General features: G+C 68.8%; 12 protein-coding genes and 1 pseudogene. 7 read left to right on the top strand and 6 right to left on the bottom strand.

The window, feature by feature from the left end; genetic code table 11:
- Positions 1-140 precede the first annotated feature (140 nt).
- The 4 genes and pseudogenes from ACFY1S_RS06710 to ACFY1S_RS06695 all read right to left on the bottom strand — a co-directional run.
- A pseudogene (locus tag ACFY1S_RS06710) lies at positions 141-426 on the bottom strand (glycosyl hydrolase 53 family protein); the annotation flags it as partial.
- A gap of 49 nt (positions 427-475) precedes the next feature.
- A complete protein-coding gene (locus ACFY1S_RS06705; protein WP_387113499.1) occupies positions 476-1,627 on the bottom strand; it encodes a cellulose binding domain-containing protein in 1,152 nt (383 codons plus the stop codon).
- Between the two features lie 148 nt (positions 1,628-1,775).
- Positions 1,776-3,062 (bottom strand): family 16 glycosylhydrolase, encoded by a 1,287-nt coding sequence (locus ACFY1S_RS06700; RefSeq protein ID WP_387113497.1) that lies wholly within the window; start codon positions 3,060-3,062, stop codon positions 1,776-1,778.
- Between the two features lie 61 nt (positions 3,063-3,123).
- Complete coding sequence (locus ACFY1S_RS06695) at positions 3,124-4,248, bottom strand: ROK family protein (protein ID WP_387113495.1); 1,125 nt, start codon at positions 4,246-4,248, stop codon at positions 3,124-3,126.
- 95 nt (positions 4,249-4,343) lie between these two features.
- Here ACFY1S_RS06695 and ACFY1S_RS06690 point away from each other — a divergent pair, with 95 nt between their 5' ends.
- The 5 genes from ACFY1S_RS06690 (at position 4,344) to ACFY1S_RS06670 (ending at position 10,168) form a co-directional block, all read left to right on the top strand.
- A complete protein-coding gene (locus tag ACFY1S_RS06690; RefSeq protein WP_387113493.1) occupies positions 4,344-5,651 on the top strand; it encodes an ABC transporter substrate-binding protein in 1,308 nt (435 codons plus the stop codon).
- A complete protein-coding gene (locus ACFY1S_RS06685) occupies positions 5,644-6,585 on the top strand; it encodes a carbohydrate ABC transporter permease (RefSeq protein ID WP_387113491.1) in 942 nt (313 codons plus the stop codon). Before ACFY1S_RS06690 ends, ACFY1S_RS06685 begins: the two co-directional genes overlap by 8 nt.
- On the top strand, positions 6,582-7,388 hold the full coding sequence (locus tag ACFY1S_RS06680) for a carbohydrate ABC transporter permease (protein WP_387113489.1): 807 nt from the start codon (positions 6,582-6,584) through the stop codon (positions 7,386-7,388). Before ACFY1S_RS06685 ends, ACFY1S_RS06680 begins: the two co-directional genes overlap by 4 nt.
- A gap of 10 nt (positions 7,389-7,398) precedes the next feature.
- The gene (locus tag ACFY1S_RS06675) at positions 7,399-8,661 is read left to right on the top strand and encodes a Gfo/Idh/MocA family protein (RefSeq protein ID WP_387113487.1); all 1,263 of its coding nucleotides are present in this window, start codon (positions 7,399-7,401) and stop codon (positions 8,659-8,661) included.
- Positions 8,662-8,902: 241 nt separating this feature from the next.
- Positions 8,903-10,168, top strand: a complete 1,266-nt coding sequence (locus tag ACFY1S_RS06670) for a prolyl oligopeptidase family serine peptidase (RefSeq protein ID WP_387113485.1) — start codon at positions 8,903-8,905, stop codon at positions 10,166-10,168.
- Between the two features lie 191 nt (positions 10,169-10,359).
- Here the strand turns inward: ACFY1S_RS06670 and ACFY1S_RS06665 are convergent, their stop codons facing one another.
- Together ACFY1S_RS06665 and ACFY1S_RS06660 are read right to left on the bottom strand one after the other, a co-directional pair.
- Positions 10,360-10,605 (bottom strand): hypothetical protein, encoded by a 246-nt coding sequence (locus tag ACFY1S_RS06665; protein WP_387113483.1) that lies wholly within the window; start codon positions 10,603-10,605, stop codon positions 10,360-10,362.
- Positions 10,606-10,634: 29 nt separating this feature from the next.
- Positions 10,635-11,288 (bottom strand): Type 1 glutamine amidotransferase-like domain-containing protein, encoded by a 654-nt coding sequence (locus ACFY1S_RS06660; protein ID WP_387113481.1) that lies wholly within the window; start codon positions 11,286-11,288, stop codon positions 10,635-10,637.
- Between the two features lie 234 nt (positions 11,289-11,522).
- Here ACFY1S_RS06660 and ACFY1S_RS06655 point away from each other — a divergent pair, with 234 nt between their 5' ends.
- Positions 11,523-12,389, top strand: coding sequence for a DUF6597 domain-containing transcriptional factor (locus tag ACFY1S_RS06655; protein ID WP_387113479.1), 867 nt, complete (start codon positions 11,523-11,525; stop codon positions 12,387-12,389).
- 32 nt (positions 12,390-12,421) lie between these two features.
- Positions 12,422-13,003 (top strand): dihydrofolate reductase family protein, encoded by a 582-nt coding sequence (locus ACFY1S_RS06650; RefSeq protein WP_387113477.1) that lies wholly within the window; start codon positions 12,422-12,424, stop codon positions 13,001-13,003.
- Positions 13,004-13,028 lie beyond the last annotated feature (25 nt).

The following is a 13,028-nucleotide window of genomic DNA, read 5'->3' as shown; positions in this document are numbered from 1 at the left end:
GAAGCGTCAGGGTGTCCAGCGCACGCCCGGGTTCACCCGCCCGGACCAGTAGAAGACACCGACGGCCCCCGCGTTGCGGGCGGTGTTCTGGACCCAGTCGAACTCCTGGGCCTGCCCGGACCAGGTCGCGCTGATGCCGCTGGCCGCCCTGGCCTGGGTCAACACTCTGTCCTTGTTGTTGTAGCCGCTGGCCGGGTTGTTGAAGACGCGCAGTCGGACGTAGTTGACACCTACGGATTTCAGGATGTCCAGAGGGTCGCGGGCGACACCGCTCGCGTCGTGGTACCTCGCGCCCAGGTCCAGGCTGCGCTGCAACGAGGAGACGTCCGCGCCCCGCATGGTGAGAGTGTTCGCGGCCGACGCGGGCGCCGGCGTTCCCACGAGTGTGGTGGAGACGGCGAGCACGCCTGCCGCGACAGCCCCGATCAGTGCCTTGGCGCTCACGGGTCCTCCTTTCACGGCTGACGGGCCATGCTCAGCCCACGGTGCATGCGGCGCCGTTGAGCGAGAAGCCGGTGGGCGGCGTGTCGCTGGCGCTCCACCGGCCCTGGATGCCGAAGGTCGCGGAGCCGTCCGGCGCGAGGACCCTGTTCCAGTCGACGTTGCGGGCGGTCACGGCGGCGCCGGTCTGGCCGACCGTGGCGTTCCATCCCGAGGTGACCTGCTGGTCTCCGGGGAAGCCGAAGGTGACGGTCCAGCCGTCGACAGGTGCCGTTCCGGTGTTCTGAACGGTCACGGCGGCCACGAAACCGCCAGGCCACTCGGACTGGTTGCGGTAGGTCACCCGGCAGGTCGAGGGCGGCGGGGTGGGCGTCGTGGGCAGGGTGACCGTGTTGGACGCGATGGACACATTGCCTGCGGCGTCCTTGGCGCGGACGTAGAACCGGTTCCGCAGCGGATTCGACAGGGGTAGCGACACCGTGTACGTCGTCTCCGGCACGGTGGCCGCAAGCCTCGACGTGAACCAGCCGTCGAACTCGTAGATGTTGTACCCCAGCACGCCGGCGTTGTCCGTCGACGGGGACCAGGACAGCGTGGCGGTCGAGGCGGTCACCTCGCCGAGGGTCAGGTTCCGCGGCGCGCTCGGCGGGGTGGTGTCCGGGCCGGTGTCCGTCACCGGAGTGACCACTACCAACGCGTTGCTGACGTTCGACCGGTTTCCGAGGCTGTCCCGGGCGGACACCCGGAACATGTACTGCTGGCCCGGCCCGACGTAGTTGGTGATCGTGGTGGTGGTGACGTCCCCGACGCTGGCGCTGAAGCCCAGGTCGCCGAACTCCTGGGAGTACGAGATGTCGTAGCCGGCGATGGCGCAGCAGCCGGGCGTGGCGGCCGTCCAGGTGAGGGTTACCGACGTGGTCCGCACCTCGGCGGCGGTCAGGTTCGTGGGCGCCCCCGGCGGCGAGGTGTTCGGTGTGCTGGCCGCAGTGATCGGCGTCGCCCGCGCGGCCGTGGCCGGCTCCGCGGCCACCCCGGCCGCCGGGGCGACCCCGGGGTACGCGGCGGGCGTCCCGGTGCCGGCGTCGGCCGCCGGTGCGGCGCTCAGAGCGGTGCCGAGCGCCACCGTCGACAGGGCGACGGCGGCCACCATGAGGCGGATCAGCGGGGACGAGGAGACACCTGTCATACGTACGACAATGCGGCTAGACATCGATGATCGCCAACGTGTCCCAGCAGTCGGTCATCAGCGTGGCGGAGCGACGCGGTACCCGCCGTTGGACAACAGCGGCGGGGACCGCCTCGCTCCGCTTACCGATCAGGCTTCTCGCGGCCGGTCAGGAGACCGGCTCGAACGACCACTGGCTGGTCCACCAGTTGGCGGGCGCGGCGCCGCACTGGATGCCGCCTGTCATGTTCTCGGTATGGGCGTAGGTGCCCTTCCAGCGGTTCTTCAGGCGTAGGCGACCGTCGACGGACTCCTGGGCCCACTGCGCCGACCAGTAGGTGCCGGGCACCGCACCGGTCTGCACGTTGCCTGTCTGGTTCTCCACGTGCAGGTAGTTGCCTGTGGCGCGGTTCTTGAGCCGGACATAGCCGTCGACGTTTTCGACTGCCCACTGGGCGGCCTGATCGGTGGCGGAAGCGGCGACATACCTGGCGGTGCCGCTGCCGTCGTCCTTGGCGTACTGGCCGGTCTGCCGGTTCTTCAGCCGCTGGTAGGACACCGGGTAGCCGCCGTCCTTCTTGTAGACGCGCAGGTAGTCGACGCTCCAGGTCTTGGGCCAGACGTTGTTGTGCTGACCGGAGCCTGCGTCGGTGTAGATGCCCATGATCAGCCCCATCGGCATGTTCGGGGCATCGTTGATGGTCCGGTAGAGCTGACCGTCGTAGTAGAACTTGAGGTCGGTGGGCGTCCACTCCATGCCGTACGTGTGGAACTCGGTGGTCGGCGACCCGCTGGGAACCGGGGCGATCGACGCGTACGAGCTGGACAGGAAGTTCGGGTCGCCCCAGCCGTGGGCGGCGATCCGCCAGTTGTTCGGCTCGGAGAAAAACGTCTCGACCATGTCGATCTCGGGGTTACGCGAGGCGCTTGACGTGTCCCCGGTGCCGACCAGCCAGAGTGCCTGGTGGCCACCTCCGCCGACATTCGACTTCTTGGCGCGCAGTTCGACGTAGCCGTACTGGAACGTGTAGCCGTTGAAGTCGGGCTCGTGGTGGTTCAACGGCATCGAGCCGTTGAACCTGTGCCAGTAGTCCTTGTTGTAGGTCTGGATCGAGGAGATCTTGACCGTGCCGTCGTATTGCGGATTCCACGCCGGGGTGTCGGCGTCGAGCCGTTGGGTGAGCACGCCGTCGGCGATGGTGTAGCGCGCCTTGGCACCCAACTCCCGGTTGGCCGGGGAGGTCCAGTGCGGCAGGTAGTAGGGCAGCCAGCGGTTCGTGTCGAGGGTGCTGACGTCGAACTCTTCGGAGAAGTCGAGCGTGTAGCCCGGCTTGGCGAGCGGGCTGGGCGGGGTGTCTGCCGCCTGGGCCGACGGGGCGGTGACGACCCCGGCGAGGGTGACACCGAGGATCATCGAGCTGGCTGCGGCAAGAACTCTTCGAAGGCGATGGTCCACGCGGCACTCCTCGATATCGAAAGAAAGGTTCTTTCGAATATGCGGGTGAGCCTCGCGGCCGTCAAGAGCCGTCCGTGAAGAGCTCCGCGCGGACCGCGTCCCGGGCGGTCTCGACCGCCCCGATCGCCACCGCGTCTTCGCCGAGCGCGGAGATCGCCAGGCCTGGCAACTCGTACAGGATCTCGGCGAGGTGGCGCCGCACCGGCTCCATGACCGTCTCGCCGGCGCGGGCGATGCCACCTCCCACCACGACCAACCGCGGATCCATGGCGAGAACCATGGCGCCAACTCCTTCGGCGAGCGCCCGGGCATAGTGGTCGACGGCCTCGACCGCGCGCCTGTCCCCCTGCCTGGCCTGCGCGAAGACCCACTCGCGGGAATTCATGCCGGGAGCGACCCCGGCCTCGGAGAGCAGCTTTCGGGGTGCCGCCTCCCAGCCCAGACCCGGGTGCCGACCGATCTCGCCGGCAGCTCCTCGCCCACCGCCGAACGGCCTGCCGTCCACCAGGACACCGACGCCGAGGCGGTGCCCGGCATGCACGTACAGGACGTGGTCGACGCCCTGCGCGGCACCGACCCGGTGCTCCGCGAGGACCGCGAGGTTGGCGTCCTTGACGGCGCTCACCGGACAGTCCAGGCGGGCGGTGAGCTCCTTGGCCAGTGCCGTGCCGGTCCAGCCCGGGATGGCAACGCTCAGTCGCACGACGCCGTCGGCGATGATGCCCGGGGAACCGGCACAGGCCGCCCACAACCGCGGCGAGTCGGCCGGCATCGTGCGTCGCAGCAGATTGACCGCGGCATCGATGCGACCGGCCGGGTCCAGATCCGGGTCGATGGCGGCCCGAGCGGCCGCCACCTGCGCGCCGGCAAGGTCGGTTATGCGCACCGACACCGCGTGCGCCCCGATGTCGAGGCCGGCCAGGATGCCCGCGTCCGCGGCGAAGCGGTACCGCTGCGCGGGCCGCCCTCCGGTCGGGGCGTTGTCGAATCCGTCCAGGGCCAGGAGTCGAGACTCGACAAGTGAGGTCAGGATGCCCTGCACGGTGGGGCGGGACAGCCCGGTCTCCCGGGCGACACCGCTGATGGTCAGCGAGGGTCCCTCGTAGAGAAGCCGCAGCACACGACGCGTGTTCAGGTGCCGTAGGGCGCTCTGGTCCCCGCCCGGAAGAGCATCACCTACGGTCATTCGCTGCCCCTTGACGTGCGTTCGTAGACGGCTCACTATAGCGAACGCAAGTTTCTTTCGAAACTACTCCTGCCCTGGGAGACCTTATGAAATCCATGACATCAGTGAAGAGTGCGCTCAGCGCGGCAGCCGTGCTCCTCGCGCTCGGCGCGTGCGCCCCCGGCAGTTCCTCCGGCGACGAACCGGCCGCCGACCCGAACGCGCCCGTGCAGACCGGCGTTCCGAGCGGACCCGTGGAACTCAACCTGATCGCCACCCCCGAGTCGGGGGCCGCCATGAAGGAGATCATCCCGGCGTTCCAGACGAAGCACCCCAACGTCAAGATCAATTACGTCGACACCACGTACGACGACTACAACAAGTCGCTCAACCTCGCGCTGTCCAGCGACACCTCGCCCGACATCGTGCTGCTCAACGCGGTCGGCACCACGGTCAAGGACCAGCTGATCCTCAACCTCCAGCCCTATGCCAAGGCGTACGGCTGGGAGTCGGCGTACCCGGCCGGACAGCTCAACCAGTGGCGGGTCGCCAAGGACGGCACCACCCTCGGCTCCGGCGACCTGTACGCGGCACCGGCGTCCTTCTCCCAGGTGGGGCTCTACTACAACAAGGCCAAGTTGAAGAAGCTCGGCATCGCCGCGGCTCCGGCCACGCTCGAGGATCTGGAGGCCGCCCTGGCCAAGGCCAAGGCCGGCGGCGAGACTCCGCTCCAGCTCGGCAACAAGGAGGGCCACGCCGCCTTCCCGATCCAGCTCATCGGCCAGTCCACGGACGGCCCGGCCGCGTACGCCAAGTGGGTCTTCGGCGAGGGCGGAGCCACCTTCGACACCGCCGGGAACGCCAAGGGCGCCCAGAGCATCACCGACTGGGGTACGAAGGGCTACTACTCCAAGGACGCCAACGGCATCGACCTCCAGGGCGCGGTGGACAAGTTCACCAAGGGCGACGGCGTCTTCTTCGTCGACGGATCCTGGGACTCCAAGAAGATCGGCGACGCACTGAAGGGCGACGCCGGCTTCGTGCCCTTCCCCGGCCCGAAGGCCACCGCGATCGGCACCTCGGTCGCGTACGGGATCTCGCGCAAGTCGAAGAACGCGCAGGCCGCTGCCGCCTTCCTGGACTTCCTGCGCGGCCCGGAGGCCGCCAAGGCCTCCTTCGCCCAGGGCTTCCTGCCCTCGGACGCCTCGACCGTGACCGCCGAGCCGGGCACGATCTCCGCCGAACTGGTCGCCGCGTGGAACAAGGTCAACGCCGATGACGGGCTCATCGGGTTCAACAACAACGCCACCGCGACCATGAACGACACCCTGGTCGCCGAAACCCAGAAGCTGATCGCCGGCAAGAGCGACCCTGCCGCATTCGTCCGGGCCGTCCAGGCGGACTGGGCCAAGACGCATGGCTGACAGCCTCGCGAACAGCGTGACCGTCCGGGACCGTACCGTCGTCGCACCCGCGACGCCGGTGCGGGCCCGGCGGTCGCGGGCACGACTCGTACCGCTGCTCTACACCGCGCCCGCGCTGCTCTTCTACGCGGCCTTCGTGATCGCACCCTGGGCGCACAGCCTGTGGATCTCGTTCTGGGACTGGAACGGAATCGGCGTCGCCACCTGGGCCGGGCTCGACAACTACCGGGAGATCCTCGCCGACCCGGCGCTGCGACTCTCCCTGATCCACGCCTTCGGGCTGATCATCTTCTACTCGGTCATCCCGATCGGTCTCGGCCTGGTGCTGGCGTCGCTCGTCGCGAACGTTCCCTGGAGGGGCATGCCCTTCATCCGGACCGTGATCTTCCTGCCGCAGATCCTTCCGCTCGTCGCGGTCGGCAGCGTGTGGAAGCTGTTCTTCGACGACGAGGGACCGTTCAACGCGCTGCTGAGCGCGGTCGGCCTGTCCGACCTGACCCGGGCCTGGCTGGGCGACTTCACCTGGGCCTATCCGGCGGTCGGGGTCGTCGGCACCTGGGTCTCGACCGGGCTCTGTTTCCTGCTGCTGTACTCCGGCATCGGCAAGATCGACCCGTCTCTGTACGAAGCCGCCCGGCTCGACGGCGCCGGCGCGATCCACGAGTTCTGGCACGTCACCGTGCCAGGGCTGCGCCGGGAACTGTCTGTGGCGGCGACCGTCACCGTGATCGCCGCCCTGGCCAGCTTCGACGTCGTCTACGTGATGACCGCCGGCGGCCCCGGCGAGTCGACGATGGTGCCCGGCGTCGCCATCTACCGGCTGACCTTCACCGCCGGGCAGGTCGGCACCGCCTGCGCGCTCGCCGTCGTCCTGTCCCTGCTGACCTGCGCGATCATGTTCGCCCTGAACCGCCTCACCCGGGAGAAGCCATGATCCGGTCGCTGACCCGGTTGTCGCTGCTGGCCGCCGCGGCCTCGGTGCTCGTCCCCTTCTACGCGATCCTCGCCGCATCACTGCAACCACAGGACAATCTCAGCCCGGGGCTCGCGTGGCCGTCGGATCCGCAGTGGCACAACTACGTCGACGCCTGGTCGACCGGCGGATTCGCCGACCTCATGCGGTCCAGTCTGATCATCGCGCTCGGCGTCGTACCTCTCGCGGTGGTGCTCGCGACACTCGCCGGATACGGGCTGGCGACGATGCGGCTCGCTGTCCGGGGGCCGATCTTCGCGCTGCTCATGCTGGGTTTGGCCCTGCCGTACGAGTCGATAGTCATCCCGCTCTACTACGACCTGAAGTCGATAGGTCTGCTCAACACCTACTGGGCGGTCATCCTGCCGCTCATCGGGGCATTCATGCCGTTCGGGGTGTTCTGGATGCGCAGCCACTTCGAGTCGCTGCCACCGGAACTCACCGAGGCCGCCGAGATGGACGGCGCGTCCGGCGGGCAGATCCTGCGCCGAATCCTGCTGCCCACCGCACGGCCGGCGCTCACCACTCTCGGCCTTCTCTACTTCATGTGGGCGTGGAACCAGTTCCTGCTCGCGCTGATCCTCATCCAGGACCCGGCGATGCGCACGGCACCGTCCGGGCTCGGCAAGTTCATCCAGGCCTACGGCCGCAACATCCCGCTGCTCAGTGCCGGAACGATCATCGTCATCGTGCCCGTGGTCATCCTCTACCTCTTCTTCCAGCGCCACTTCGTCAAAGGCATCCTTTCCGGCGCCATCAAATAGGAGACACCTGATGTCCATCACTCTGGCGATCGTCGGTGCCGGAGCGCGAGGCGCTGCGTACGCACGCCTCGCCGCCGCCACCAGCAACGCCACGATCGCAGCTGTCGCCGATCCCGACCCTGCCCGCCGCACCACCCTGGCCGACGAGTTCGACGTACCCGCGGAGCACCGGTTCGCCTCGTGGGAAGACTTCGCCGCACACCCCCGGCTCGCCGACGCGGTGATCGTCGCGACCCCCGATCGCGCGCATGTCGAGCCGGTGGTGGCCTTCGCCGAACTCGGCTACGCGATCCTGCTGGAGAAGCCGATGGCGCCGCTGCCCGACGAGGCGGAGCGGATCGTCAATGCGGCAGTCGACAACGACGCTCTCCTCGCCGTCTGCCACGTGCTCCGCTACACGCCCTACTCGCGGATCCTCAAGGGGCTGCTCGACACCGGACGGATCGGCACCATCGTCAGCATCGACCACCTGGAGCCCGTCGGCTGGTGGCACCACGCCCACAGCTACGTACGTGGCAACTGGGCGGTGGAGGCCGAGTCCTCCTCGATGCTGCTGGCCAAGTCGTGTCACGACATCGACTGGCTCGGCCATCTCATCGGCCGACCGGTCCGGCGGGTCTCCTCCTTCGGTGGCCTCGCCCACTTCCGGCCGGAGAACCGTCCGGCCGGAGCGGCCGGACGCTGCGTCGACTGCCCGGTCGAACGATCGTGTGCCTACTCCGCGGTCCGGATCTACGAACGTTTCCTCGGTGACCCCGTCCACGAGGCGTGGCCGCTGGGCGTGCTCACCGACGATGTCAGCGCGGACGGCGTCCGAAAAGCCCTGGAGGACGGCCCGTACGGCGTCTGCGTCTACGCGGGCCGCAACGACGTCGTCGACCACCAGGTGGTCAACCTCGAATATGAGGGCGGCACCACCGTCGCGTTCACCATGACGGCCTTCACGGCGCTCGACTTCCGCAAGACCCGGATCTTCGGCACGCTCGGCAGCATCGAGGGCGACGGCCGCAGCCTGCGCGTCCACGACTTCCTCACCGACACCGTCGAAACCATCGACCTGGATCCCGACGGCGACGCCTCGGCCGCCGACGGACACGGCGGCGCCGACGGGGCACTCATCGAGGCGTTCATCGCGGCGGTCTCCACCGGGGACCGCTCACTGGTCACCTCCGGGCCCGAGGAGAGCATCTCCTCACACCGGGTCGTCTGGGCGGCCGAGCAGTCCCGCGCCACGGGCAGCGTCGTCGAGCTCAGTCCCGCCACGGCGATGTAGGCACGGGCGGGCCGACCGCCGAACGGAACCCGGGGCGATCGGCAGGTGATCGCCCCGGGCGGGAGGGACTGTCGAGTCAGGGGGCATGAGCTGACGCCGCCCTAGCGCCTCTCGACAGCGTCAGGTTCAGCCACCAGGGCGCTCCGATCGCCCCGTGCCGGCACCGGTTGCCAGCGGATCTCTGCGGCACTAGCTTGGAACTGATCGACGAGCGTCTACATCGCAAACATCGGGGGCCTGCATGTCCGCGTCTGTCACTCGCCGCGCCGTCCTGGCCGGTGGCGCCGGTGCCGCCATGGGCCTGGCGCTGCCCGGCACCGCCGTCCAGGCCGGTGGCCACCACAGCACCAGCGTGAGCTTCACCCTCGACGCGAGGACGCTCGACGGCGGTGAACAGGTCACCTCGGTCACCCTCGACACCAGCCGGCTCGGTCCGATCGACCCGGCCGGGCTCACCCCCGGCACGTTCACCGTGCATGCCAGGGCCACCAGCCCGATCCCGATCGCTCCCGGCGACCTGATCTTCAGCGAGTACGACCTTGACCGCACGGTGACCGCGGCCCGGCTCGACCGGCACGGAAACATCGTCCTGGAGCTCAGCTCCGCCGAAGGTCAACTCGGCGGTGGCACCCTCGGCTACATCGTGAGCAGGGGCCGCAACGTCCGGCTGGACCTCGTCTACACCATCACGCAGAACACCCCGCTCGTCCGCCGACACGGCCAGCCGCTCACCATCACGCGCTTCGTGCAGGGGCGGCTGTCGAACCCCGAGGTGGACGCCTTCAGCCACCACGTCTCGGGCTCGGGCCTGAAGTACCGGTTGTACTCCCCCAAGCCATCGCCCCGGCACGGTCGGCGACCGTTGATCCTCTGGCTGCACGGCGGCGGCGAGGGCGCCTCACTGCCCGACGACTACTACGACAACGAGACCACGCTGCGCGCCAACCGCGGGGCACTGGGCTTCGCCACCCCGGAGGCTCAACGAATCTTCTCCGGCGCGTACGTCGTCGCTCCGCAGAGCACCTCCTACTGGATGGAGGACGGCCCCCGGTTCGCCCCGCTGATCCGCGAGATCGTCCAGGACCTCGTACGCCGCAAGCGTGTCGACCCCGACCGGATCTACGTGGTCGGTTGCAGCAACGGCGGCTACATGTCGCTGGAGATGACAGTCGCCTATCCCGACCTGTTCGCCGCGTCGGTGCCGATCTGCGGCGTCGTCGAGCCGCTCAGCGGGGAGGGCCCGCCGCTGATCACCGACGCGGAGCTGGCGAGCATCCAGACCCCGACGTGGCTGGTCACCTCGCGTGACGACGACACCGTGCCACCGGAGACCAACACGATCCACGCCCACGACCTCATCCCGGGGTCACTGATCACCCTGTACGACCATGTCGTCTGGAACGGCTACCAGTTCCCCGGCCACTGGTCCTGGATCTACGTGGCCCGCAACGACCCGAGTCACAACGGCACACACATCTGGCAGTGGATGGCCCGCCGTCGCCGCTGATCGGTGGTCCACGTCAGCAACGGCAACGGCGCACGCGACAGGTTTCTGCGCGGCGAGCCGGACCGCGTTGTCGACAACCGTGTCCATCTGTATGGCGGCACCGCGCGCCGAGGCAACCGCTAGCGAACGGTGTCCGAGCCCTGCACGCAGCCATCCGGCTGCCTGATGTCAGGCAGCCGGATGACGTCATCTCATGCGTCGGCGGCGGGCTTGAGCACGTCGAGGCACCATCGGCGGAAGGTGGTGGGTGTGCTCCATTCGGGGGTGCGGGCGACGCCGTTGTCCAGGCCCTCGTTCTTGGCCACGGCCATGTCCAGCCTGCCCTGTGCGATGCCCTCGGAGACGCCGGTCCGCAGCATGTCCTCCTTGAAGGCCTCGCCGGGAACCTGCTGGTAGCGGACGGGACGGCCGAGCACGTCGCCGATGACGGCGGCCATCTCGCCACGCCGATCACTGTTGGTCGCGGCTACGCGGGGAACAGTCTCCAGTGCCCCTCGGAAACGACCTCGACGGTGCCGTCGATCACCTTGATGGCCGTCTGGTCGTCGATCGCGTACGCCGGACCGGCGATCTCGGCCGCCCACTTCTCGGCACAAGCCATGGTGTTGTCCGGCTCGAGACCCAGGTGCGGGAAGATCGAGAAGTCGACGACGCCGAGCGTGCGGTCGTCGGGCGCGGACTGCCACTCGACGAAGTCCGCGCCGATCCGGGGGGTCAGCACCATGCTCCCGGCACTCAACCCCACCCAGACGGTGTCCCGCAGAGACGGCAGGAGATCCGCGAGCCCGGACTGCCGCATCCAGTGGCACAGGTACGTCGTATCGCCGCCGGCCACGAGCATGACGTCAGCCTCCCGGACCCAGGGGACCCACCGCTCCTCGCCGATGCTGGGGAGCGCTGTCAGCTCGAGGACGCCAAGCGACTTCCAGCCCAGGTCGCACATGGGCAACGGTGTCTGCCCGGTGATGAAGCGCCAGGCCGAGGCCGGCCCGCCCATCGGGTGGGCAGCCGTAGGGATGCAGAGGGCGCTGGAGTCGGCGATCGGCTTGCCCAGCAGGTCGACAAGCGCATCGCGGATGCTCGGGTTCATGACGCCTGCGGACGTGAGAAGAAGTTTCACGCTTACCTCCTGTGGCCGAGCGGTCATGGCGCTCCCCCGAGAATAGGGAGATCGGGTGCCGGGAGCACAGATCGGACACCACAGAGGATGAGTCGGTCGCCGCTTCGCGGGTGGGACCAGTGACTCGGTTGTCGACCTTCCTGTCCACCAGAAGTCAGTGGAAACGCGGTCAGGTTTGGACGTCTCGGCGCGCGATGCAGGCGGGGCGTCGGCGATGCTGTTGTCGTGGAGTACGTGTCCAGAGTGTCGCGACCGCCGCTTGACGGGCTGATCGACGACATCTACTACCTGGAGGGCGCGCCGCCGTACGCCCGGCTGATGCTGCCACCGATGCCGGGGGCACTGCTCATCGTCAACCTCGGGGCGCCGTTCCGCATCCGCGCCGGCACCGACATCGAGACGGCCGAGTACGCCGACGGCTGCGTGGTCACCACGCCCACCCGCGCGTTGGAGTTCGGCTACCCACGCCGGACCCGGTCCGTCGGCGTGCACTTCAAGCCGTGGGGGTTGGCGCCGTTCCTGCCGATGCCCGCGGCTGAGCTGTGTGACCGGCCGGTGACGGTGGAGCAGGTCTGGGGCCGGGCCGCCGTTGCCGAACTGCGGGACCGGCTGGCCACGGCGGGCAGACCGCACGAGATGCTGACGCTGCTCGAGGAGGAGCTGATGCGGCGGCTGCGCGAGACCGCCGGCCTGGGGCTGGTCCGCCATACGAGCAGCGTCATCGAAGCGACAGGCGGTGCGGTGGCGATCGGCGACCTGAGGATGGCAGCCGGTGTCAGCAACACCCATCTGGCGCAGCGGTTCAAGGAGATCATCGGTGTCACGCCGAAGCGGCTGGCCCGTACCTGGCGCTTCGCCGCCACCGTGTTGACGATCGATACCCGGCCGGACCGATCGACTGGGGCGATCTCGCCTGTGGCGCGGGCTACTTCGACCAGGCCCACTTCGGCCACGAGTTCCGGGCGTTCACCGGGCTCACGCCGACCCGGTACCTCGACGTCCGGCGGCGGTTCCTGCGCGAACATCCCGGCAATGCGCTGGACGGCTGGCCGCTGCCGTTGGATTGATTTCCTACAAGAGCGGCAGCTCACGACACGCTAATTTGTGGGCATCCCGACGCAGAGGAGAGCATCGTGGGCACGGTGGTCATGTACAGCTCGGTGTCGGTGGACGGCTTCGTGGCAGACGAGCATGACCAGCCCGGGCCGCTGTTCGACTGGTTGTCCAGCGGCGATGTCCCGTTGGACTCCAGCGGCGCGCTGAAGGTGTCGCAGAGGTCCTTCGACTACACCCGGCCGTACTGGGACCAGATCGGGGTGACAGTCGTGGGCCGCCACGTCTTCGACCTGACCGACGGCTGGGACGGGAAGCCTCCGAGCGGCATCGACCACGTGGTCGTCGTGACGCACCGGCCGGCGCCCGAGGGCTGGGACCCCGAGGCGCCATTCCACTTCGTCGACGGCGTCGAGGCGGCAGTGGCCACAGCGCAGGACCTCGCGGGTGACCGCGTGGTCGAGGTCGCCGCCGGTGACGTCGGTGGCCAGGTGCTCGCCGCGGGCCTGGTCGACGAGGTACGCATGGACGTCGTACCCGTCGTGTTCGGGTCCGGCAAGCGCTACTTCGGGTCGGTCGACGCGCAGCACCTGCTGGAGGATCCGGACGTGGCGATCCAGGGCAACCGGGTGCTCCACCTGCGCTACCGGGTGCGCCGCTGACCCTCATGGTGCCTTCGGAGCCGCT

The sequence above is a fragment of the Micromonospora sp. NPDC000663 genome (assembly GCF_042898105.1).
In the GTDB taxonomy this organism is placed as follows: Bacteria; Actinomycetota; Actinomycetes; order Mycobacteriales; family Micromonosporaceae; genus Micromonospora.
The sequence above is the reverse complement of the archived record's forward strand: the minus strand, read 5'-3'. Positions and strand labels throughout refer to the sequence as shown.

Coding starts and splice junctions, on each gene's coding strand:
- ACFY1S_RS06705 (WP_387113499.1), bottom strand. CDS start 1,627: ATGACAGGTGTCTCCTCGTCCCCGCTGATCCGCCTCATGGTGGCCGCC.
- ACFY1S_RS06695 (WP_387113495.1), bottom strand. CDS start 4,248: ATGACCGTAGGTGATGCTCTTCCGGGCGGGGACCAGAGCGCCCTACGG.
- ACFY1S_RS06690 (WP_387113493.1), top strand. CDS start 4,344: ATGACATCAGTGAAGAGTGCGCTCAGCGCGGCAGCCGTGCTCCTCGCG.
- ACFY1S_RS06685 (WP_387113491.1), top strand. CDS start 5,644: ATGGCTGACAGCCTCGCGAACAGCGTGACCGTCCGGGACCGTACCGTC.
- ACFY1S_RS06680 (WP_387113489.1), top strand. CDS start 6,582: ATGATCCGGTCGCTGACCCGGTTGTCGCTGCTGGCCGCCGCGGCCTCG.
- ACFY1S_RS06675 (WP_387113487.1), top strand. CDS start 7,399: ATGTCCATCACTCTGGCGATCGTCGGTGCCGGAGCGCGAGGCGCTGCG.
- ACFY1S_RS06670 (WP_387113485.1), top strand. CDS start 8,903: ATGTCCGCGTCTGTCACTCGCCGCGCCGTCCTGGCCGGTGGCGCCGGT.
- ACFY1S_RS06665 (WP_387113483.1), bottom strand. CDS start 10,605: ATGGCCGCCGTCATCGGCGACGTGCTCGGCCGTCCCGTCCGCTACCAG.